Genomic DNA, 23,400 nt, shown 5'->3' with positions numbered 1-23,400 from the left:
CGCGTCCGGGCGAACTCCCGTCGGCAATGCTTCACGAAGCGGGCCTCGGCGTCTGTGGGACAATGTCGCCATGAACCAGGTCAACGTGAAGGCGGACGATTCCCGCCGCGAAGAACTCGATCGGCTGGTGGAGCTGGCCGATGACATCCTGCGCCGCTGCGCGCGCCATGGTGCATCGCAGGCCGAGGTGTCGATCAGCTCCGATCGCGGGCTGAGCACCACCGTGCGCCTGGGCGAGGTGGAAACCATCGAGCACCAGCGCGACCGTGGCGTCGGCATCACCGTCTACTTCGGCCAGCGCAAGGGCAGTGCCAGCACCGCCGACCTTGATCCGAAGTCGGTGGAAACCAGCATCGAACAGGCCTGCGCCATCGCCCGCTTCACCGAGCCGGACCCGGCTGCGGGGCTGGGCGATCCGGCACGCATGGCGCGGGAGTTTCCCGACCTCGACCTCTGGCATCCCTGGCCGCTGGACGCCGGGCATGCCGTCGAGCTTGCCCGCGCCTGCGAGGCCGCCGGTATGGGGGTCGATCCGCGCATCAGCAACTCCGACGGCGCCAGCGTGCAGACCGGCGAAAGCCTGGGCGTGTACGCCAACAGCCACGGCTTCATCGGGCCCGAACGCACGACCCGGCACAGCGTGTCCTGCGTGCTTGTCGCCGGCGATGACGCCGGCATGCAGCGCGATTACTGGTACGACAGCACGCGTGCCCGAGATGACCTCACCGATCCGGCGGTGATCGGCCGCCGCGCAGCCGAACGCACCGTGGCCCGACTGGGGGCGCGCGCGCTGACGACCCGCAGTTGCCCGGTGATGTTCGCCCCGGAGCTGGCGCGCGGCCTCATCGGCCATTTCGTCGGCGCCGTCAGTGGCGGTGCGCTTTACCGCAAGGCCTCGTTCCTGCTTGACCACCTCGGCAAGCCGGTGTTCGCCGACGGCATCGACATCGTCGAGCGGCCCTTCCTGCTGCGCGGCCACGCCTCCGCCACTTTCGATGGCGATGGCATTGCCACCGCCGATTCCGATCTGGTCCGCGACGGCGTACTGCAGCGTTACGTCCTCGGCAGCTACTCGGCGCGCAAGCTGGGCATGGAAAGCACCGCCAATGCCGGCGGCATCCACAACCTGGTCGTCACCGCGCGCGAGCCGGGTGGCGATTTCGAGCGCATGCTCGATCGCCTCGGGACCGGCCTGCTGGTGACCGAGCTGATGGGGCAGGGCGTCAACACCGTCACCGGCGACTATTCGCGCGGCGCGGCCGGTTTCTGGGTCGAGAACGGCGTGATCGCCTATCCGGTCGAGGAGATCACCATCGCCGGCAACCTGCGCGACATGTATCGGCGGATCGTCGCCATCGGCAGCGATGTCGACCCTCGTTCGCACATCCTCACGGGTTCCATCCTGATCGGGCGGATGACGGTCGCCGGCGGCTGAGCCGGCATCGAGCGACCGCTCCTATAGCCGTGCGCGCCGATGCAGGGCGGGCGCGGTGGCCACGCATGGCGGTCTCTTCCAGCCGCCGGACAGGCCTGTTGTTGCGAACCGTTCTCAAATAAATCAAGATCCGGGCAAGTCCAGGACCCACCCGACCCAGGCAGGCATTGGCCCCATTCCTACGAGGAGACTGCCATGCCCGATCCCATCCGTGCCCGCCTGCGCATCGCCGACACGATGTCGCCGTCATGAGCGGCGGCGTGTTCCTGGGGCTGTATCTGGGCGGATGCCTGCTGACCGGCCTGGTCCTGCGACTGCTGGGCCCGCGACCGCCCATGCGGCGTTGAACCGGCGCCGCCGTGTCGTGGCTCAGGCGTCGAAGATCCGCGCGATGGCGTCGCGCGCCGTGTCGAACGAGAAGTGGCGGCGGACGTTCGCCAGGCCTTCGGCCGACAGACGGTTCCACAGGGCCTCGTCGCCGTACAGGCGCAAGACGGCGTCGGCGAATCCGGCCGGATCGTCGGCGACCAGGACTTCCTTGCCGGATTCCAGGTGCATGCCTTCCACCGCGATGGATGTCGCCACGGCCGGCTGGCCGTAGCTCATGCTCATGTTGAGCTTGCCCTTGACACCGGCGCCATAGCGAAGAGGTGCCAGCGCGATGCGGCAGCCGTCGAGGTAGGGTTCCAGGTCGGCGACGTGCCCGTGGACACAGACGCCGGGCCCCGCCAGCGCCGCGACCGCCGGCGGCATCTTGCTGCCGATGACATGGACCCGGATGTCCGGGCGGCTGGCGTGGATGGCCGGGAAGACCTCGCGCACGAACCAGGTGATCGCGTCGATGTTGGGTGGATGCTGGAATCCGCCGACGAACAGCAGGTCGGCACGATCGCCGAAACCGCGTCGGCAGCCGTGTACCGGATGCACGTTGGACAGGATGTCCACGCGCGAACCGGGCGCGTCGGTGGCGAGCAGGGCCTTTTCCGCCGGGCTGACGACCAGCGTGACGTCGCTGGCGCGGATCAGCGCGAGTTCCTGCTGGCGCGTCTTGGCGGCCTGGCGGGCGAGCTCCTCGCTGCCGGTCAGCTCGGCCGCGCGCTGCTCGCGCAGGTAGTGTAGGTCGACGGTGTCGAAGATGAAGCGCGCGCGCGGCGCGTACTGGCGGACCAGCGGCAGGTAGTGGCTGGCGATGTAATGGCGACAGACCAGGACCGCGTCCAGCGCGGGCCCGTTGTCGCGCAGCCAGGTGACCGGATCGCCCAGCCAGGCCCCGTGCAGCACCTCGATGCCCAGGGCCTGCAGGCGCTCGGTATAGCGCGGAACGTAGGCGCGGTTGTCGGCGAAGAAATAGACGTGGCGCCCGGATTCGCGCAGCAGGCGCAGTGTATGGGTCAGGCGCACCGAGCCGGAATCCTGGTCGGGCTCCGGTGTGGTGGCGTCGATCACCAGCACGCAGCCGTTCGGCCGACGGCGCACCAGTGCGTCGACCGGCGTCCCGGCTGCGGGCTGCCGGCGCAGGACGTCCTGCCAGCGCGCCAGGAACTTTTCCTGGTTCACAACCTGGAACCGTTTCATCCCGCTGCCGGCGGTGTCGGTGCCGCTGGTGATGCCTTCATGGTGGATCACCGTGGCCGTGGGCTGCACCACGACCTTCAGACCGGCTTCGCGGACCTTGAACGCCAGGTCGGTGTCCTCGTAGTACGCGGGCGCATAGCGCTCGTCGAAACTGCCCAGGCGCCGGAACAGCTCGCGTTCGATGACGATCGCGGCACCCGAGCAGTAGTCCGTCTCGCGCGCCCAGGCCAGGCGCGGATCGGCAGGATCGGCGAAGCGGCCGTAATTCCAGCCCGATCCGTCGCTGAAGACGAGTCCGCCGGATTCCTGCAGCCGGCCATCGGGATAGACCAGCCGAGCGCCGACCAGGCCGGTGCCGTCGAACTGTTCGAAGGTGGCCAGCAGCGCTTCCAGCCAGCCGGCTGTGACCATGGCGTCGTTGTTGAGGAACACCAGCCAGCGGCCACGCGCCGCCGCCGCGCCGGCATTGCAGCTGCCGACGAAGCCGAGGTTGCGTTCGTTGCGCAGTAGGCGCAGGCCGGCGACGCCTGCGAGGACGTCGGCGCTCCCGTCCGGCGAAGCGTCATCGACGACGATCACCTCGAACGGCGTGGGGCCGGCATGTTCGGCCAGGGCGGCCAGACAGGCGCAGGTGTAGGGCAGCTTGCCGTGGATCGGGATGATGATGGAGACGGCGGGCGTGTCCGAGGTCGGCAGGCGGGCCGGCGGCTGCCGGCTTTCCGGCGCCACCACGGGCAGCAGGGCCATCGGCCCCGTGCCGGCGCCACGGCGGCGCTGCCACAGGTGGCGAAGGGTGCCGCTGAATCCGCGCGTGGACAGGCTCAATCGCAGGCGCTTGAGCATGTTGGCGAGGCGCTTGAGGTTGAAGGCCGCGCGCGCGCGCGTCGAGCGCAGCGCCCGCACCAGCCGGCGCGCCGGCCCCATCAGCTGCCACGAACGACTGCGATGGACGCGCTCCAGCTCGTCGGAGCGGCCCTGGAGGATCTGCCGATCGCGCTGCAGTTCGGCGATTTCCCGCTGCAGCTCCGGGATCCAGTGGTCCAGCGCCTCGCGTTCCTTGCGCTCGCGTTCCAGATGCGTGGCCAGCGTCCTGTTCTGGCGTTCCAGGCCGAAGCCCCAGTCGGCGCGTCGCGCCAGTTCGGCTTCCTGCTCGGCCTGCGTGGCCAGCAGTTTCGCGATGGCCAGTTCCGCCTCCAGCGCGCGCCGGTAGAGTGCGCCGGCGGCGGTGGCGACGGGGTCGGCTTCGCTGGCGGTTCGGGGTGCGGAAACGCTGCGCACCTCGGGGACCGCAAGCAGGCGACGGTAGTCGGCAGCCATCATCGCCGTGTCTCGCGGTGCATGCGAAGCCAGGTGCGCGCGGACCGCGTCCAGCGGCGCGCGGTCGGCGGCCAGCGCGGCGAGGCGGGCGGCAATCGCGCCGGCGTCGGGTTCCACCAGCAGTCCATCGCGGCCGTCGGCGATGCGCTCGGCATAGGCGCCGATGGCGGTGGCCAGCACAGGGATGCGCAGGCTCTGCAACTCGCTCAGGACATAGCCGAAGGTTTCCGCGACCGTCGCCGGCAGCAGCGCCAGATCGGGCGCCAGGCCCGCGACCAGGGCGGGAAGCGATTCGCGCGCGTAGTCGCCGAGGATATGCACACGGTTGCGCCCATGCAGCTGCGCCGCGGCCGTGCCGGCGCCGACCAGGACCAGTTCGCAGCCTGCCGGCAGGGCGCGGCTCAAGGGATCCAGCAGGGACAGGCCCTTGCCACCGTCGATCCGGCCTGGAACGAACACGCGCAACGGGCGACCGGCCGGGCGCGGCGAAGGCGTGGCGACCGCCGCGGGCCACGGCGCCAGGCCATGGCCGACGACGTTCCAGTCCAGGGCGGAGAGGGCGGGTGCCATGCGCAGCCAGTTGTCGCGAACCTGCGCGGTCGGCGTGACCATGCGCGGACGTTGCGCCAGCAGCGCGGCGATGAAGTCCTCGCGGAGCTGCCACCAATGGTCGGCGTCGCGGTTGCCGAACAGCGTCGGTGCGCGCCGTGCCAGCGAGCGCTCGAGGTCGTCGCGATCGAAGCGGCGGCCGGGTTCGCCGAAGTCGCAGTGCAGTTCCGGCCACAGCGGGTAGTAGTCGTGGCCAACGACCAGCGTGGGCAGGCCGGTGGACAGCGCGGCCAGGTCGTGACCGATCAGCGACGACACCATGACGGCATCGACCTGCCAGCAACTGCGGACCTCGTCGAGAATCCGGAGGTAGCCGGCATTGCCGTTGCCGGTATCGCTGATCACCGCCGGCAGGGGAAAGCGGGCCAACTGCAGTTCCGGCGATGCCGCGCTGCGCAGCTCCAGCCACTCGCCGAAGCGACGCCGGCCGGTGTCGCCGTGGCTGGTCAGCAGCAGGTGGATCCGCTCGCCGTCGGCCCGGGCGAGGTCATGGATGAAGCGGGCGCTGCCGCCACCCCAGCCGTGGCAGATGTGCAGGACCACCGGCAGCGCGTCCTGGCCCGGGAACGGCACGGCGGCCGGGACGGGCGCCTGCAGTTCGCCTGTGAGCGGGTCGCCGCGGAGGTCGCGGCTGTGCGGCCAGCGCGCCCGCAGCGAATCCAGTGCCGAACCTGGTGGCGGCACGGTATTGCGCTGCCATGCCGGCGGCGAGGGCAGCGGCCGGGCCGGATCGACCGCGAGTATCCTGTCCAGCACGCGGCAGGCGACGCGGGCCGGAAGGGGGTCGTCGCGAGCCGGCCAGCCGGCCGCCAGCAGGGACGCGGCGGCGCCCGGCATCCATACCGCTGCACCCAGTGGAATATCTTTCGAATCAACCAGTTGCCCCCGACCCAGCCAGCCGCAGGTGCGCGCCAGCGCGGCTGCGTCCAGCGGCGCCGGGATCGTCGCCCCCGGCGGCAGCGGACTCAGGGTTGCAACAAGATTGTCCAGCGCGCCGACAATGACGCCGCTGCCCAGGCTGCAGGCGGCCGCGTGCAACTGGCCGGCCGCGGTCTCCGGCAGCACGATGCCGTTTCGAAGCAGCAGCACGGGCCCGTCGAAGGCGGCAAGGCGACGCAACAGTTCCGGCCACTCGGCCGGATTGTGTTCCGGGTCCAGGTCCGGCCAGCACAGCCCTTCGTCCGGCGCGACGGGCGCGGCCTGGGCCCTGCCCCAGCGGATCGTGACGGGTGCGGTTGGCGACATGGAGTCTCGGCTGCGCGCAGGGCGCGTGAAGGGCCGCGGATTATCGCCAATCAGGGCGAGGTTCGGCCAGCCGTGACGGGACGATGAAAATTCCCCACATCAGCCCGTTGACACGGCCACGGGCTTGCGGGGACAATGCGCGGCTCCCAAGGAGGGATACCCAAGCGGCCAACGGGGGCAGACTGTAAATCTGCTGGCTTACGCCTTCGGTGGTTCGAATCCACCTCCCTCCACCAGGAGTTTGCCCGTCGAGCGGGAGTAGTTCAATGGTAGAACCTCAGCCTTCCAAGCTGATGGTGCGGGTTCGATTCCCGTCTCCCGCTCCATGGGACGCTCCAGCCGCGGAAACAAAATTTGCCCACGTAGCTCAGTCGGTAGAGCACTTCCTTGGTAAGGAAGAGGTCGATGGTTCGATTCCATTCGTGGGCACCACTTTCAATCACCTCGGGTGACGCGTCCGGCGCCATCCGCCTCCACCCGACATCGAGAGCCTAGAACAGGTACCGCCATGGCCAAGGAAAAGTTCGAACGCAAGAAGCCGCACGTGAACGTGGGCACGATTGGTCACGTTGACCACGGCAAGACGACGCTGACGGCGGCGCTGACGAAGGTGGGCGCGGAGCGTTTCGGTGGCGAGTTCCATGCGTACGACGCGATTGACAAGGCGCCGGAAGAGAAGGCGCGCGGCATCACGATCTCGACCTCGCACGTCGAGTATGAATCGCCGACCCGTCACTACGCGCACGTGGACTGCCCGGGTCACGCCGACTATGTGAAGAACATGATCACCGGCGCGGCGCAGATGGACGGTGCGATCCTGGTGTGCTCGGCCGCTGACGGTCCGATGCCGCAGACGCGCGAGCACATCCTGCTGGCCCGCCAGGTGGGCGTGCCGTACATCGTGGTCTTCCTGAACAAGGCGGACATGGTGGACGACGCCGAGCTGCTGGAGCTGGTGGAGATGGAAGTCCGCGAGCTGCTGTCGAAGTACGAGTTCCCGGGCGACGACACGCCGATCGTGAAGGGTTCGGCGCTGAAGGCGCTGGAAGGCGACCAGTCGGAAATCGGCGTGCCGGCGATCATCAAGCTGGTGGAGGCGCTGGACTCGTGGATTCCGGAGCCGGAGCGCGACATCGACAAGACGTTCCTGATGCCGGTTGAGGACGTGTTCTCGATCTCCGGCCGCGGCACCGTGGTGACCGGTCGTATCGAGCGCGGCATCATCAAGGTCGGTGACGAAGTTGAGATTGTCGGTATCCGTCCGACGGTGAAGACGACGGTGACCGGCGTCGAGATGTTCCGCAAGCTGCTGGACCAGGGCCAGGCTGGCGACAACGCGGGCCTGCTGCTGCGCGGCACGAAGCGTGACGAAGTCGAGCGCGGCCAGGTGCTGTGCAAGCCCGGTTCGATCAAGCCGCACACCAAGTTCGAAGCCGAGGTGTACGTGCTGTCGAAGGACGAGGGCGGCCGTCACACGCCGTTCTTCAAGGGTTACCGCCCGCAGTTCTACTTCCGCACGACGGACGTGACCGGTTCGTGCGAGCTGCCGGAAGGCGTCGAGATGGTCATGCCGGGCGACAACATCAAGATGGTGGTGACGCTGATCGCCCCGATCGCGATGGAAGAAGGCCTGCGTTTCGCGATCCGCGAAGGCGGCCGCACCGTCGGCGCCGGCGTGGTGGCGAAGATCATCGAGTAACCGCTGCATGCGGTGGTCCGGACTGGCGCCTGCCGGTCCGGACAGTGAAAGCTAAGGCGGGTCCGCAAGGGCTCGCCGAATGCGTTTGAGGACAACGTACGCCAGTAGCTCAATTGGCAGAGCAGCGGTCTCCAAAACCGCAGGTTGGGGGTTCGAGTCCCTCCTGGCGTGCCACTGACACAAGGACAGACGACGGCGAGCAGCAGGTTCGACGATTCCAGGATGACGTCGCCCGAAAGGCGGCGCCCCGTAACCGGTCCGAGCCGCGCCTGCCTCCGTCCACTCAAGCATGAACGGCAAGGTTGAACAACAAAGCACCGGTTCGTCGGTGGATACGGTCAAGCTGCTGGCTGCCCTGCTGATCCTCGTGGCGGGCGTGGTTGGTTATTACTGGTTCGCCGAGACGGGGCACTTCGCCATCCGCTTCGCGGGCCTGGTCGTGTGCCTGGTGGCCGCCGGCGTCATCGCCGCGTTCACCGGTCCGGGTCGCGCGCTGGTCGGGTTCTTCAGCGAGACGCGGTTCGAGCTGCGCAAGGTTGCCTGGCCGTCGCGCCAGGAGACGGTGCAGACGACGATCATGGTCATGATCGTCGTGGTGATCATCTCCATCCTGCTGTGGCTGATCGACATGCTGCTGGCCTGGATCGTCCGCGGGCTGGTGGGAGTCTGAGCATGGCCAAGCGCTGGTACGTCGTACATGCCTATTCGGGCTTCGAGAAGTCGGTGGCGCAGGCCCTGCGCGACCGCATCGTCCGCAATGGCATGGAAGACCGCTTCGGCGAAGTGCTGGTCCCGACCGAGGAAGTGGTCGAGATGCGTGGCGGCCAGAAGCGCAAGAGCGAGCGCAAGTTCTTCCCCGGCTACGTGCTGGTCCAGATCGAGACCCACGAGGACGGCAACGCCAAGCGCATCGACGACGAGAGCTGGCACCTGGTCAAGGAAACGCCGAAGGTGATGGGCTTCATCGGTGGTACCGCCGACCGTCCCGTCCCGATCAGCGACCGGGAGGCCGACAACATCCTGCGTCGCGTCAAGGAAGGCACCGACAAGCCCAAGCCGAAGGTGCTGTTCGAGCCGGGCGAAATGGTCCGCGTCATCGACGGGCCGTTCAACGACTTCAACGGCGTGGTTGAGGAAGTCAACTACGACAAGAGCCGCCTGCGGGTGGCCGTCCTGATTTTCGGGCGTTCAACACCGGTCGAACTCGAGTTCGCACAGGTCGAGAAGGCCTGACAAGTCCGGGGCCGCGAGGTCCCGAATGTAAACCGACGGGGAGCCAGTGAACGCTGGCGCTTGCACCCGAGGAGCACAAAGCAATGGCAAAGAAGATCACGGGTTACATCAAGCTGCAGATCAAGGCCGGCCAGGCCAATCCCAGCCCGCCGGTCGGTCCGGCGCTGGGTCAGCGCGGCGTCAACATCATGGAGTTCTGCAAGGCGTTCAACGCCGCCACGCAGAAGCTGGAGCCGGGTCTGCCGACGCCGGTGATCATCACGGTCTACTCCGACCGCAGCTTCACCTTCGTCACCAAGACCACCCCGGCCACCGTGCTGCTGAAGAAGGCCGTCGGCATCCAGAGTGGTTCGCCGAAGCCGAACTCGCAGAAGGTGGGCAAGGTCACGCGCGCCCAGCTCGAAGAGATCGCCAAGGCGAAGGAGCCGGATCTCACGGCGGCTGATCTGGACGCTGCGGTGCGCACCATTGCCGGTAGCGCGCGCAGCATGGGCTTGACGGTGGAGGGCTGAGGCCATGGCAAAGCAGACGAAGCGTTTCAAGGCAATGTCGTCCCTGGTCGATCCGACCCGGACCTATCCGATCGAGGAAGCGCTGAAGATCCTCAAGGACAACAGCAAGGTGAAGTTCGTCGAGTCCATCGACGTGGCCGTTCGCCTGGGCATCGACCCGCGCAAGTCCGACCAGGTGGTTCGTGGTTCTTCCGTGCTGCCGAACGGCACCGGCAAGACCGTGCGCGTCGCCGTGTTCGCCCAGGGCCCGAAGGCCGAGGAAGCCCGCGCCGCCGGCGCCGAGGCCGTTGGCATGGACGACCTGGCCGAGCAGATGCAGAACGGTGACCTGAACTTCGGCGTCGTCATCGCCACGCCGGACGCCATGCGCGTCGTCGGCAAGCTCGGTACCCTGCTGGGTCCGCGCGGCCTGATGCCCAACCCGAAGACCAACACCGTCACCATGGACGTGGCGTTGGCGGTCAAGAACGCCAAGGGTGGCCAGGTGCGTTTCCGCGCCGACAAGGGCGGCATCGTCCACAGCACCATCGGCAAGGCGAACTTCGAAGTCGAAGCGCTGAAGGAAAACCTCAACTCGCTGCTTGGTGACCTGGTCAAGGCCAAGCCGTCGGCGGCGAAGGGCCAGTACCTGCAGAAGGTGTATGTGTCGAGCACGATGGGCCTGGGTATCGGCGTCGATACCTCGACCCTGTCGGTCGCCACCAAGTAATTGAAGGTTCCAGTCCGGCCAGGATGGCCGGATTGCGGTCAGGGATGACCGTGTTTGAGGGCTGCCAACCCGTTCCGGTGTGACACCGCAAGGTGGTGGAGCGGGAAGGCGAGCCGTCAAAGACCGCAGGTCCTGGCGCGGACAGTCCTGTTCGCGACGGGGTAATCGGGCAACCGGCCTGCGTAGATGGTGTTGCCCTCGTCCCGCTACTCAAGCGCAGGCCCGGCCTGCGTTTGCGTAGCGGGATGATGGCCACCACCCAGGTGCCGAAAGGCATCGACGGATCGCAAGGATGTGATCCGGTCACCGCGGAATGCATGGTGCATTCCGCCTGCAAGTTCGGAGTCGATATGGCACTAAATCTTGCTCAGAAGAAAGAGCTGGTAGCCGAACTCGCGGAAGTGGCGGCCAAGGCCTACTCCCTGGTCGCGGCAGACTACATCGGTCTGTCCGTCGCGCAGCTCACCGAGCTGCGTGCGAAGGCCCGTCAGGGCGGCGTGTACCTCAAGGTGGCTAAGAACACCCTGGTGCGCCGCGCTGTCGACGGCACGGAATACGAGTGCGTCGCCGACGCGCTGACGGGTCCGCTGCTGTATGCCTTCTCGAAGGACGATCCCGGTGCGGCCGGTCGCCTGATCAAGGACTTCGCCAAGGCGAATGACAAGCTGAAGCCGCGTCTCGTCGCGGTTGGCGGACAGATGTACCCGGCGTCCCATGTGGAGCAGCTGGCATCCCTGCCGACCCTGGAGCAGGCACTGGGCATGCTGGCCGGCGTCATGATCGCCCCGGTCGTCAAGTTCGTGCGCACGCTCAACGAGCCGGTGGCCCAGACCGCGCGCGTCGTCAACGCCGTGGCCGAAGCCAAGAAGGCTGCCTGATCCGCGTTTTCGCAATCAATCATCCCGTAACGTTTTTGAGGTTAAGCAATCATGGCCGTTAGCAAGGAAGATATCCTGGAAGCCATCGCCACCATGTCCGTCATGGACGTGGTCGAGCTGGTCAAGATGATGGAAGACAAGTTCGGCGTGTCCGCCGCCGCTCCGGTTGCCGTGGCTGCCGCCCCGGCCGCTGGTGGTGGTGCCGCCGCCGCTGAAGAGCAGACCGAGTTCACCGTCGTCCTGAAGTCGGCCGGCGAGAAGAAGGTCGAGGTCATCAAGGCCGTCCGCGCCATCACCGGCCTGGGCCTGAAGGAAGCCAAGGACCTGGTCGAGGCGACTGGCACCGTGAAGGAAGGCGTCAGCAAGGAAGATGCTGACAAGTTCAAGAAGGAGCTGGAAGCTGCCGGCGCGACCGTCGAGCTCAAGTAATCGACCGTTGCGTCGCTGGTTTCACAGCGACCGGTTCAGCCTGGGGGCGAAAGCCCCCGGGCTTTTCCTGCTTTCAGGGAATGCGACACCGACGAGAAGCCAGACCTGAGTCGCGAATCCGATCCGATGCGCCCGCCGCCTGCCGCGTGCGCCCGCATCGATCCGCCATTCATGTCTGACCTTTCTTTATCCAGTCGCCGGCGATGTCCGTCGGCGACAGCCACAGCGAGGCGGTTCCAATGACCACCACACAGTACTCCTTCACCGAGAAGAAGCGCATCCGCCGTGATTTCGGCAAGCAGCGTTCGATCCTCAAGGTGCCTTTCCTGCTGGCCACCCAGGTGGACTCCTACCGCGAGTTCCTGCAGCTGGATCGTTCGTCGGGCGAGCGCCACGACATCGGCCTGCATGCCGCGCTGAAGTCGATCTTCCCGATCGTCAGCTACAGCGGCAACGCCGCCCTGGAGTACGTGAGCTACAAGCTGGGTGAGCCGGCGTTCGACGAGCGCGAGTGCCGTACCCGGGGCCTGAGCTACGGCGCGCCGCTGCGCGTGCTCGTCCGCCTGGTGATCTACGACAAGGACTCCCCGGCCAGCAACAAGGCGATCAAGTACGTGAAGGAGCAGGAGGTCTACATGGGCGAACTGCCGCTCATGACCGACACCGGCACCTTCATCATCAACGGTACCGAGCGCGTCATCGTCTCGCAGCTGCACCGCTCACCGGGCGTGTTCTTCGACCACGACCGCGGCAAGACGCACAGCTCCGGCAAGTTGCTGTACAGCGCGCGGGTGATCCCCTACCGCGGCTCCTGGCTCGACTTCGAGTTCGATCCGAAGGATGCCGTGTTCACGCGTATCGACCGTCGCCGCAAGCTGCCGGTGACGATCCTGCTGCGTGCCCTGGGCATGAGCAACGAGGAGATCCTCTCGACCTTCTTCGAGATGAATACCTTCACGCTCAACGCCGACGGCGGCGCGCAGCTGGACCTGGTGCCGGAACGCCTGCGTGGCGAGACCTTCAACTTCGACATCGTGGTCGGCAACAACGTCCTCGTCGAGGCCGGCAAGCGCATCACCGCCCGCCATGTCCGCGAGCTCCAGAAAGCCGGCATCGGCGCGCTGGAAGTGCCGGATGACTACCTGTCCGGGCGCATCCTCGGCGCCGACGTGGTCAATCCGGCCACCGGCGAGCTGATTGCCGCGGCCAACGAAGAGCTCAACGAGACGCACCTGGCGAAGTTCCGCGAGGCCGGCATCGAGCGCATCGACACCCTGTACGTGAACGACCTCGATCGCGGTCCGTACATTTCGCACACCCTGCGTATCGACCCGACCCGCAACCAGCTGGAGGCGCTGGTCGAGATCTACCGCATGATGCGCCCGGGCGAGCCGCCGACCAAGGAAGCCGCGCAGAACCTGTTCCAGAACCTGTTCTTCAGCTTCGACCGCTACGACCTGTCGGGCGTCGGCCGCATGAAGTTCAACCGCCGCGTCGGCCGCAAGGAGATCACCGGCGAAGGCACGCTGTCGACCGAAGACATCATCGACGTGCTGCGCGTGCTGATCGACATCCGCAACGGCAAGGGCACGGTGGACGACATCGACCACCTGGGCAACCGCCGCGTGCGCAGCGTCGGCGAGATGGCCGAGAACACCTTCCGCGTCGGCCTGGTACGCGTCGAGCGCGCCGTCAAGGAACGCCTGTCGATGGCCGAGGCCGATGGCCTGACGCCGCAGGACCTGATCAACGCCAAGCCGGTGGCCGCCGCGATCAAGGAGTTCTTCGGCTCCTCGCAGCTGTCGCAGTTCATGGACCAGAACAACCCGCTGTCGGAAGTCACCCACAAGCGCCGCGTCTCGGCGCTGGGACCGGGTGGCCTGACGCGCGAGCGCGCCGGCTTCGAAGTCCGCGACGTGCACCCGACGCACTACGGCCGCGTCTGCACCATCGAGACGCCGGAAGGTCCGAACATCGGCCTGATCAACTCGCTGGCCGTGTACGCGCGCACCAACTCCTACGGTTTCCTGGAAACCCCGTACCGCCGCGTCATCGACGGCAAGGTCACCGACCAGGTCGACTACATCTCGGCGATCGAGGAGAACGACCTGGTCATCGCCCAGGCCAGTTCGCCGCTGAACAAGGACGGCAGCTTCGCCGAGCAGTTCGTCGCCTGCCGCTACCAGGGTGAAACCCTGCTCAAGGCGGCGTCGGAAGTGCACTACATGGACGTCTCGCCTATGCAGACCGTGTCGGTCGCGGCGGCCCTGGTCCCGTTCCTCGAGCACGACGACGCCAACCGCGCCCTGATGGGCGCGAACATGCAGCGCCAGGCCGTGCCGACGCTGCGCGCCGAGGCGCCGCTGGTCGGCACCGGCATCGAGCGCGTGGTCGCCACCGACTCCGGCGTGAACGTGGTCGCGCGCCGCAGCGGCGTCATCGACCAGGTCGATGCCGGCCGCATCGTGGTCAAGGTGGATGAGTCCGAAATCGGCGAGAACGATGCCGGCGTCGACATCTACTCGCTGGTCAAGTACACCCGTTCCAACCAGAACACCTGCATCAACCAGCGTCCGCTGGTGAAGGTCGGCGACCGCGTCGCCCCGAACGACGTGCTGGCCGACGGTCCTTCGACCGACCTGGGTGAGCTGGCGCTGGGCCAGAACATGCTGGTCGCGTTCATGCCCTGGAACGGCTACAACTTCGAGGACTCCATCCTCATCTCCGAGCGCGTTGTCCAGGAGGACCGCTACACCTCGATCCACATCGAGGAGCTGACCTGCGTCGCCCGCGACACCAAGCTTGGCCCCGAGGAAATCTCGGCCGACATCCCCAACGTCGGCGAGGCCGCGCTGTCGCGCCTGGACGAGTCCGGCGTCGTCTTCATCGGCGCGGAAGTGCAGGCCGGCGACATCCTCGTCGGCAAGGTCACGCCGAAGGGCGAGAGCCAGCTGACCCCGGAAGAAAAGCTGCTGCGCGCGATCTTCGGCGAGAAGGCGTCCGACGTGAAGGACAGCTCGCTGCGCGTGCCGCCGGGCATGGACGGCACCGTCATCGACGTGCAGGTCTTCACCCGTGACGGCCTGGAAAAGGACAAGCGTGCGCTGTCCATCGAGCAGGGCGAGATCAAGGCGATCAAGAAGGACCTGGACGACCAGTTCCGCATCCTCGAGAACGCCATCTACGGACGCCTGCGCGCGGCGATCGTCGGCAAGCCCGCCAATGGCGGCCCGAACGGGCTGAAGAAGGCCGACATCACCGACGAATACCTCGACGGACTGAAGAAGGACGAGTGGTTCTCCATCCGCATGAAGGACGAGGACCTGGGCGACCTGATCGAAAAGGCCGGCGAGCAGATCAAGCGCCACAAGGCCGAGTTCGACAAGCGCTTCGAGGAAAAGAAGAAGAAGATCACCGCCGGCGACGACCTGGCTCCGGGCGTGCTGAAGATGGTCAAGGTCTACCTGGCCGTGAAGCGTCGCATCCAGCCTGGTGACAAGATGGCCGGCCGCCACGGCAACAAGGGCGTGGTCTCGATGATCGTTCCGGTCGAGGACATGCCGCACATGGCCGACGGTACGCCGGTCGACATCGTGCTCAACCCGCTGGGCGTGCCGAGCCGCATGAACATCGGCCAGATCCTCGAAACGCACCTGGGCTGGGCGGCGAAGGGCGTCGGCACGCGCATCCAGGGCATGCTCGAGCAGCAGGCGAAGGCGGACGATCTGCGCGGCTTCCTCGACAAGGTCTACAACAGCAGCGAGAAGCGCGTCGACCTGAAGTCCTTCTCGGACGGCGAAATCGCCGAGCTGTCGCGCAACCTGTCGCGTGGCGTGACCACCGCGACGCCAGTGTTCGACGGTGCCCACGAAGAGGAGATCAAGGACCTGCTGAAGCTGGCGGGCCTGCCGGAATCCGGCCAGACCATCCTCTTCGACGGCCGCACCGGCGAAGCCTTCGATCGCCCGGTCACCGTCGGCTACATGTACATGCTGAAGCTGAACCACCTGGTCGACGACAAGATGCACGCGCGTTCGACCGGCCCGTACTCGCTGGTCACCCAGCAGCCGCTGGGCGGCAAGGCGCAGTTCGGCGGCCAGCGTTTCGGCGAGATGGAAGTCTGGGCGCTGGAAGCCTACGGCGCGGCCTACACCCTGCAGGAAATGCTGACGGTGAAGTCCGACGACGTCGGCGGCCGCAACCAGATGTACAAGAACATCGTCGACGGCAACCACGAGATGGTCGCGGGCATGCCCGAATCCTTCAACGTGCTGGTCAAGGAAATCCGTTCCTTGGGCATCAACATGGAACTTGAGACCGAGTAAGGGCCAGGACGCGGAGAACCGACATGAAAGATTTGCTCAACCTGTTCAACCAGCAGCGCCAGGTCCTGGATTTCGACGCCATCCGCATCGGACTGGCGTCGCCGGAACTGATCCGCTCGTGGTCCTTCGGCGAGGTCAAGAAGCCGGAGACCATCAACTACCGCACCTTCAAGCCGGAGCGTGACGGCCTGTTCTGCGCCGCCATCTTCGGGCCGATCAAGGACTACGAGTGCCTGTGCGGCAAGTACAAGCGCATGAAGCACCGCGGCGTGGTCTGCGAGAAGTGCGGCACCGAGGTCACCCTGGCCAAGGTCCGTCGCGAGCGCATGGGCCACATCGAACTGGCCAGCCCGACCGCGCACATCTGGTTCCTCAAGTCGCTGCCGTCGCGCATCGGCCTGATGCTGGACATGACGCTGCGTGACATCGAGCGCATCCTGTACTTCGAGGCCTTCGTGGTCGTCGACCCGGGCCTGACCTCGCTGACGCGCGGCCAGGTGCTCAGCGAAGAGCAGTACCTGCAGTCGATGGAAGAGTTCGGCGACGAGTTCGATGCCCGCATGGGCGCCGAAGCGGTGCACGAATTGCTGCGCACGCTCGACCTGCAGGCCGAGCTGCTGCAGCTGAAGGAAGACATCGCCAGCACCGGTTCGGAAACCAAGCTCAAGCGCCTCACCAAGCGCATCAAGCTGGTCGAGAGCTTCGTCGAGTCCGGCAATCGCCCGGAGTGGATGGTGCTGACCGTGCTGCCGGTGCTGCCGCCGGACCTGCGTCCGCTGGTGCCGCTGGACGGCGGCCGCTTTGCGACCTCCGACCTGAACGACCTGTACCGCCGCGTCATCAACCGCAACAACCGCCTGCGCCGCCTGCTCGAGCTCAACGCGCCGGACATCATCGTGCGCAACGAAAAGCGCATGCTGCAGGAGTCGGTGGACGCGCTGATGGACAACGGCCGCCGCGGCCGCGCCATCACCGGCACCAACAAGCGCCCGCTCAAGTCGCTGGCCGACATGATCAAGGGCAAGCAGGGCCGTTTCCGCCAGAACCTGCTCGGCAAGCGCGTCGACTATTCCGGCCGTTCGGTCATCGTGGTCGGCCCGACGCTGAAGCTGCACGAGTGCGGCCTGCCCAAGCGCATGGCGCTGGAGCTGTTCAAGCCCTTCATCTTCTCGAAGCTGCAGCGCCGTGGCCTGGCCACGACGATCAAGGCGGCCAAGAAGATGGTCGAGCGCGAGGAAGGCACCGTCTGGGACATCCTGGAAGAGGTCATCCGCGAGCATCCGGTGATGCTCAACCGCGCGCCGACGCTGCACCGCCTCGGCATCCAGGCGTTCGAGCCCGTGCTGATCGAAGGCAAGGCGATCCAGCTGCATCCGCTGGTCTGTACCGCGTTCAACGCCGACTTCGACGGCGACCAGATGGCCGTGCACGTGCCGCTGTCGCTGGAAGCGCAGCTGGAAGCGCGCGCGCTGATGATGTCGTCGAACAACATCCTGTCGCCCGCCAACGGCGAGCCGATCATCGTGCCGACCCAGGACGTCGTCCTCGGCCTGTACTACATGACCCGCGAGCTGGTGAACCAGGCCGGCGAGGGCATGGCGTTCGCCAACATCTCCGAAGTGTTCCGCGCCTACCAGAACAAGGCCGTCAGCCTGCACGCCAAGGTCAAGGTGCGCCTGGATGAGGTGGTCATCGCCGAGGACGGCAGCCGCGAGCGCATCCGCCGCATCGTCGACACCACCGTCGGCCGCGCCCTGCTGAAGGAAATCCTGCCGGAAGGCCTGTCGTTCGACCTGGTCAACGTCGAGCTCAACAAGAAGACGATCTCGCGCCTGATCAACGCCTGCTACCGCCAGCTCGGCCTGAAGCCGACCGTCGTGTTCGCCGACCAGCTGATGTACACCGGCTTCCGCTATGCGACGCGCGCCGGCATCTCGATCGGCATCAACGACATGAACATTCCGGACGAGAAGCGAGAGATCCTCGCGGCGGCCGAGAAGGAAGTGCTGGAGATCCAGGAACAGTACGCGTCCGGCCTGGTCACCTCGGGCGAGCGCTACAACAAGGTCGTCGACATCTGGTCGCGCACCAATGAACTGGTGGCGAAGGCGATGATGGACCACCTGGGCAGCGACGAAGTGCCGCTGGCCGATGGCAGCCTCACCAAGCAGAAGTCGATGAACTCGCTGTTCATCATGGCCGACTCCGGCGCCCGTGGTTCGGCGGCGCAGATCCGCCAGCTCGCCGGCATGCGTGGCCTGATGGCAAAGCCGGACGGCTCGATCATCGAGACGCCCATCAAGGCGAACTTCCGCGAAGGCCTGAACGTGCAGGAGTACTTCTCCTCCACCCACGGTGCGCGAAAGGGCCTGGCCGATACCGCCCTGAAGACCGCGAACTCCGGTTACCTGACCCGCCGCCTGGTCGACGTCGCCCAGGACGTGGTCGTCACCGAGGTCGACTGCGAGACGCGCGCGGGCCTGACCATGACGCCGATCGTCGAAGGTGGTGATGTGGTCGAGCCGCTGCGCGAGCGGGTGCTGGGTCGTATCGTCGCCGAGGACGTGTTCCTGCCCGGTAACGACGAGGATCCGGTCGTCGAGCGCGGCACCCTGCTCGACGAGCGCTGGGTCGAAAGGCTGGAAGAGATGGGCGTGCAGTCCATCCTGGTCCGTTCGCCGATCACCTGCGAAACCAAGCACGGCGTCTGCGCGGCCTGCTACGGCCGCGACCTGGCCCGTGGCCACCTGGTCAACAACGGCGAAGCGGTGGGTGTCATCGCCGCGCAGTCGATCGGTGAGCCGGGTACTCAGCTGACGATGCGTACCTTCCACATCGGTGGTGCCGCCTCGCGTGCCGCCGCCGTGGACAACATCACGGTGAAGACAAACGGCTCGCTGCGCTTCACCAACCTGAAGACGGTCCAGCACGCCGCCGGGCACCTGGTGGCGGTGTCGCGTTCCGGCGAACTGTCGGTGATCGACGCCCACGGTCGCGAGCGCGAGCGCTACAAGCTGCCGTACGGCGCGGCCGTGCAGGTCAAGGAAGGCGAGGAGGTCAAGGCCGGTCAGGTCGTGGCCAACTGGGACCCGCACAACCATCCGATCATTTCGGAGGTCGAGGGCTACATCAAGTTCGTCGATTTCGTCGAGGGCATCACCGTTGACGAGATGGTGGACGAACTGACCGGCCTGCAGAGCTCGGTGATCACCGATCCGAAGCGCCGCACCGGTGGCGCCAAGGACTTGCGTCCGATCGTCCGTATCCTCGACAAGTCCGGCAAGGACCTGAAGCTGCCGGGTACCGACATCCCGGCGCAGTACTTCCTGCCGCCGCGCTCGATGGTGACCCTGCAGGACGGCGCCGCCGTCGGCGTCGGCGACGTGGTCGCGAAGATCCCGCAGGAAGCGTCGAAGACCCGCGACATCACCGGTGGTCTGCCGCGCGTGGCCGACCTGTTCGAGGCGCGCAAGCCCAAGGATCCGGCGATCCTGGCCGAGCGCTCGGGCATCGTCAGCTTCGGCAAGGACACCAAGGGCAAGCAGCGACTGCTGATCACCGACAAGGACGGCAACGTCCATGAAGAGCTGATCCCGAAGTACCGCCAGATCGTCGTCTTCGAAGGCGAGCACGTCGAGAAGGGCGAGACCGTGGTCGAGGGCGAGCCGAACCCGCAGGACATCCTGCGCCTGAAGGGCGTCGAGGAGCTGGCGGCGTTCCTGGTCAAGGAAATCCAGGACGTCTACCGTCTGCAGGGCGTGAAGATCAACGACAAGCACATCGAGACGATCATTCGCCAGATGTTGCGCAAGGTCGAGATCACCGACGCCGGCGACACCCGTTTCCTGAAGGGCGAGCAGCTGGAGCGCGTCCGCGTCCTGGAAGAAAATGCCCGCGCAGTGGCCCGGGACGAGTTGCCGGCCAAGTACGAGCCGGTCCTGCTGGGCATCACCAAGGCCTCGCTGGCAACCGAATCGTTCATTTCCGCGGCCTCGTTCCAGGAAACGACCCGCGTCCTGACCGAAGCGGCGGTTCGCGGCACGCGGGATGGCTTGCGCGGTCTGAAGGAAAACGTTATAGTGGGTCGCTTGATTCCGGCCGGTACCGGTTTGGCATACCACAGCTCCAGGCGCCAGGATGGCGGGGCGCTGACGGAAGCCGAAAAGGCGGCCCTGGCCGGGGAAGCGGTGGCAACGGTGGACGCTGATGACAGCGAGCCGGACACCACCGCCTCCGCGGAGTGATTTAACGTAAGACCGACAACGAAATGAGGCCACGGACCGGCCTCGTGTTCGGCGGCAGGATGCCGCAGGCGGTGTTGACAGATTTCTGAAGATACCGTTAAACTCTCAAAGCTCACAGGCCGGGCATAACTCGGCCTGTGTTTTTGTTTCCCCGAGGCTGACGATGTCAACGATCAACCAGCTGGTCCGCAAGGGACGGCACCCGAAAACCTACAAGAGCGCCTCCCCGGCACTCGAGTCCTGCCCGCAGCGTCGTGGCGTCTGCACGCGCGTCTACACGACCACCCCGAAGAAGCCGAACTCGGCCCTTCGCAAGGTCGCCAAGGTCCGCCTGACCAATGGTTACGAGGTTATCTCGTACATCGGTGGCGAAGGGCACAACCTGCAGGAGCACTCGGTGGTCCTGGTTCGCGGTGGTCGCGTCAAGGATCTTCCTGGCGTGCGCTACCACATGGTTCGCGGCTCGCTGGATGCTTCGGGCGTGGCCAAGCGCAAGCAGGCCCGTTCCAAGTACGGCGCCAAGCGTCCCAAGTCCTAACGGAACAGCAGGAACAGCACGATGTCCAGAAAGGGTTCCCATCCCGCCCGTGTGATCCTCCCGGATCCCAAGCATGCCAGCCAGATGGTGGCGCGCTTCATCAACATGGTCATGAAGAGCGGCAAGAAGTCGGTGGCCGAGCGTATCGTCTACGGTGCTCTCGACCATATCGGCGAAAAGGCCGGTGCCGACCAGCCGCTGGGCCTGGTCGAGAAGGCGCTCGACAATGTCGCGCCGCTGGTCGAGGTGAAGAGCCGTCGCGTCGGTGGCGCCACCTACCAGGTGCCCGTCGAAGTGCGTCCGGCCCGTCGCCAGGCGCTGGCGATGCGCTGGCTGATCGACGCCGCCCGCAAGCGTTCCGAGAACACCATGCCGCGCAAGCTGGCCGGTGAGCTCCTCGATGCGGCCGAGAATCGCGGCGGCGCCGTGAAGAAGCGCGAGGAAACCCACCGCATGGCCGAGGCCAACAAGGCCTTCTCGCATTACCGCTGGTAATCCGGCGGAAACGAAACAAGGAATCAGACTGTGGCGCGTACGACTCCCATCGACCGTTATCGCAACTTCGGCATCATGGCTCACATCGATGCCGGCAAGACGACGACGTCCGAGCGCATCCTGTTCTACACCGGCGTGAGTCACAAGCTGGGTGAAGTGCACGATGGTGCTGCGACCATGGACTGGATGGAGCAGGAGCAGGAGCGCGGCATCACCATCCAGTCGGCGGCCACGACCGCGTTCTGGAAGGGCATGGACAAGTCCCTGCCGGAGCACCGCTTCAACATCATCGATACCCCGGGCCACGTCGACTTCACCATTGAGGTCGAGCGTTCGCTGCGCGTGCTCGACGGCGCCGTGTTCGTGCTGTGCGCCGTCGGCGGCGTGCAGCCGCAGTCGGAAACGGTGTGGCGCCAGGCCAACAAGTACAAGGTGCCGCGCCTGGCCTTCGTCAACAAGATGGACCGTACCGGTGCTAACTTCGACAAGGTTGTCGACCAGCTGAAGACCCGCCTGGGCGCCTATCCGGTGCCGATGCAGGTCCCGATCGGTGCCGAGGACGGCTTCGAGGGCGTCGTCGACCTGCTCAAGATGAAGGCGATCCACTGGGATACCGCCAGCCAGGGCACGACCTTCGAATATCGCGACATCCCTGCGAACCTGCAGGACAAGGCCGCATCGGCGCGCGCCTTCATGGTGGAGGCTGCGGCTGAAGCCAACGAAGACCTGATGAACAAGTACCTGGAAGAAGGTGAGCTGACCGAGGCCGAGATCATTGCCGGCCTGCGCGAGCGCACCATCCGCGTCGAGATCGTCCCGGCCTTCTGCGGCAGCGCCTTCAAGAACAAGGGCGTGCAGGCGATGCTCGATGGCGTGATCCAGTTGCTGCCGTCGCCGGTCGACCGTCCGCCGGTGCAGGGCGTCGACGAGAACGAGAACGAGGACACCCGTCTGGCCTCCGACGACGCGCCGTTCTCGGCGCTGGCGTTCAAGATCATGACCGATCCGTTCGTCGGTTCGCTGACCTTCTTCCGCGTCTATTCCGGCGTGCTGACGTCCGGTGACCAGGTCTACAACCCGGTCAAGGGCAAGAAGGAGCGCATCGGCCGCCTGCTCCAGATGCACTCGAACAACCGCAACGAGATCAAGGAAGTCCGCGCTGGCGACATCGCCGCTGCGGTCGGCCTGAAGGACGTGACCACCGGCGACACGCTGGCCGACACGGCCAACGTGATCACGCTGGAGCGCATGACGTTCCCGGAGCCGGTGATCGAGATGGCGGTCGAGCCGAAGACCAAGGGTGACCAGGAAAAGATGGGCATCGCGCTGGGCCGCCTGGCCCAGGAAGACCCGTCGTTCCGCGTCAAGACCGACGAGGAATCCGGCCAGACGATCATCGCCGGCATGGGCGAGCTGCACCTGGACATCATCGTCGACCGCCTGAAGCGCGAGTTTAACGTCGAAGCCAACGTCGGCAAGCCGCGCGTGGCCTACCGCGAGACCATCCGCAAGGCGGTCAAGCAGGACGGCAAGTTCGTCCGGCAGTCCGGTGGCCGCGGCCAGTACGGCCATGTCGTGCTCGAGATCGAGCCGCAGGAGCGTGGCGCGGGTTATGTCTTCGAGAACGCCATCGTCGGTGGCGTGGTTCCGAAGGAATACATCCCGGCGGTCGACAAGGGCATCCAGGAAGCCATGGCCTCCGGCATCATGGCGGGCTTCCCGATCGTCGACGTCAAGGTCCGCATCGTCGACGGTTCGTACCATGAAGTCGACTCGAACGAAATGGCGTTCAAGATCGCCGGCTCGATGGGCTTCAAGGACGGCTTCCAGAAGGCGAACCCGGTCCTGCTCGAGCCGATCATGAAGGTCGAGGTGGTGACGCCGGAAGACTACATGGGCGACGTGATGGGCGACCTGAGCCGCCGTCGTGGCGTGCTGCAGGGTTCCGACGAGAGCCCGTCCGGCAAGGTCATCAACGCGCACGTGCCGCTGGGCGAAATGTTCGGTTACGCCACGTCGCTGCGCTCGATGTCCCAGGGTCGCGCCACGTTCACCATGGAATTCGACCATTACGCGGAAGCCCCGGCGAACATCGCCGAGGCTGTGATCAAGAAGTCCTGACGTTTTTCACCAAAGAATCGATTCTGACGAGGTTTT

General features: G+C 66.1%; 14 protein-coding genes and 4 tRNA genes. 17 read left to right on the top strand and 1 reads right to left on the bottom strand.

Annotation, left to right across the window (positions count from 1 at the left end):
* Nucleotides 1-70 precede the first annotated feature (70 nt).
* Nucleotides 71-1,435 carry a metalloprotease PmbA gene (gene pmbA, locus EDC25_RS07740; RefSeq protein ID WP_123521709.1) on the top strand — a complete coding sequence of 455 codons (1,365 nt, stop codon included), beginning with the start codon at nucleotides 71-73 and terminating at the stop codon, nucleotides 1,433-1,435.
* 369 nt (nucleotides 1,436-1,804) lie between these two features.
* Here the strand turns inward: pmbA and EDC25_RS07735 are convergent, their stop codons facing one another.
* Complete coding sequence (locus EDC25_RS07735; protein ID WP_123521708.1) at nucleotides 1,805-6,181, bottom strand: glycosyltransferase; 4,377 nt, start codon at nucleotides 6,179-6,181, stop codon at nucleotides 1,805-1,807.
* Nucleotides 6,182-6,331: 150 nt separating this feature from the next.
* On the opposite strand from EDC25_RS07735, the gene EDC25_RS07730 reads away from it, so the two are divergent.
* From EDC25_RS07730 to fusA, 16 genes are all read left to right on the top strand, one after another.
* Nucleotides 6,332-6,417, top strand: a tRNA-Tyr gene (locus EDC25_RS07730).
* Nucleotides 6,418-6,433: 16 nt separating this feature from the next.
* Nucleotides 6,434-6,507 (top strand) — tRNA-Gly (locus EDC25_RS07725).
* 30 nt (nucleotides 6,508-6,537) lie between these two features.
* Nucleotides 6,538-6,613 (top strand) — tRNA-Thr (locus tag EDC25_RS07720).
* A gap of 76 nt (nucleotides 6,614-6,689) precedes the next feature.
* Nucleotides 6,690-7,880: an elongation factor Tu gene (tuf, locus tag EDC25_RS07715; RefSeq protein ID WP_132577383.1), complete on the top strand. Its 1,191-nt coding sequence runs from the start codon at nucleotides 6,690-6,692 to the stop codon at nucleotides 7,878-7,880.
* Between the two features lie 98 nt (nucleotides 7,881-7,978).
* A tRNA-Trp gene (locus tag EDC25_RS07710) sits at nucleotides 7,979-8,054 on the top strand.
* A gap of 115 nt (nucleotides 8,055-8,169) precedes the next feature.
* Nucleotides 8,170-8,550: a preprotein translocase subunit SecE gene (secE, locus tag EDC25_RS07705; RefSeq protein WP_123521485.1), complete on the top strand. Its 381-nt coding sequence runs from the start codon at nucleotides 8,170-8,172 to the stop codon at nucleotides 8,548-8,550.
* A gap of 2 nt (nucleotides 8,551-8,552) precedes the next feature.
* The gene (gene nusG / locus EDC25_RS07700; protein ID WP_123521484.1) at nucleotides 8,553-9,113 is read left to right on the top strand and encodes a transcription termination/antitermination protein NusG; all 561 of its coding nucleotides are present in this window, start codon (nucleotides 8,553-8,555) and stop codon (nucleotides 9,111-9,113) included.
* 83 nt (nucleotides 9,114-9,196) lie between these two features.
* Nucleotides 9,197-9,625: a 50S ribosomal protein L11 gene (gene rplK, locus EDC25_RS07695; RefSeq protein ID WP_123521483.1), complete on the top strand. Its 429-nt coding sequence runs from the start codon at nucleotides 9,197-9,199 to the stop codon at nucleotides 9,623-9,625.
* Nucleotides 9,626-9,629: 4 nt separating this feature from the next.
* Entirely contained in the window at nucleotides 9,630-10,334 is a 705-nt protein-coding gene (rplA, locus tag EDC25_RS07690; protein ID WP_123521482.1) for a 50S ribosomal protein L1, read from the top strand.
* 350 nt (nucleotides 10,335-10,684) lie between these two features.
* On the top strand, nucleotides 10,685-11,212 hold the full coding sequence (rplJ, locus tag EDC25_RS07685; protein ID WP_123521486.1) for a 50S ribosomal protein L10: 528 nt from the start codon (nucleotides 10,685-10,687) through the stop codon (nucleotides 11,210-11,212).
* 51 nt (nucleotides 11,213-11,263) lie between these two features.
* Nucleotides 11,264-11,641 carry a 50S ribosomal protein L7/L12 gene (gene rplL / locus EDC25_RS07680; protein WP_123521481.1) on the top strand — a complete coding sequence of 126 codons (378 nt, stop codon included), beginning with the start codon at nucleotides 11,264-11,266 and terminating at the stop codon, nucleotides 11,639-11,641.
* A 239-nt stretch (nucleotides 11,642-11,880) separates the two neighbouring features.
* Complete coding sequence (gene rpoB, locus EDC25_RS07675; RefSeq protein ID WP_132577385.1) at nucleotides 11,881-15,966, top strand: DNA-directed RNA polymerase subunit beta; 4,086 nt, start codon at nucleotides 11,881-11,883, stop codon at nucleotides 15,964-15,966.
* Nucleotides 15,967-15,989: 23 nt separating this feature from the next.
* Nucleotides 15,990-20,210 (top strand): DNA-directed RNA polymerase subunit beta', encoded by a 4,221-nt coding sequence (rpoC, locus tag EDC25_RS07670; protein ID WP_132577384.1) that lies wholly within the window; start codon nucleotides 15,990-15,992, stop codon nucleotides 20,208-20,210.
* A 163-nt stretch (nucleotides 20,211-20,373) separates the two neighbouring features.
* Nucleotides 20,374-20,748 carry a 30S ribosomal protein S12 gene (gene rpsL, locus EDC25_RS07665; protein WP_123521480.1) on the top strand — a complete coding sequence of 125 codons (375 nt, stop codon included), beginning with the start codon at nucleotides 20,374-20,376 and terminating at the stop codon, nucleotides 20,746-20,748.
* A 21-nt stretch (nucleotides 20,749-20,769) separates the two neighbouring features.
* Nucleotides 20,770-21,243, top strand: coding sequence for a 30S ribosomal protein S7 (rpsG, locus tag EDC25_RS07660; protein WP_123521479.1), 474 nt, complete (start codon nucleotides 20,770-20,772; stop codon nucleotides 21,241-21,243).
* 30 nt (nucleotides 21,244-21,273) lie between these two features.
* Nucleotides 21,274-23,364: an elongation factor G gene (fusA, locus tag EDC25_RS07655; protein ID WP_123521478.1), complete on the top strand. Its 2,091-nt coding sequence runs from the start codon at nucleotides 21,274-21,276 to the stop codon at nucleotides 23,362-23,364.
* Nucleotides 23,365-23,400 lie beyond the last annotated feature (36 nt).

The organism is Pseudofulvimonas gallinarii, from assembly GCF_004343305.1.
Classification (GTDB): Bacteria; Pseudomonadota; Gammaproteobacteria; order Xanthomonadales; family UBA2363; genus Pseudofulvimonas; species Pseudofulvimonas gallinarii.
This window is presented reverse-complemented; position numbering and strand designations above follow the sequence as displayed.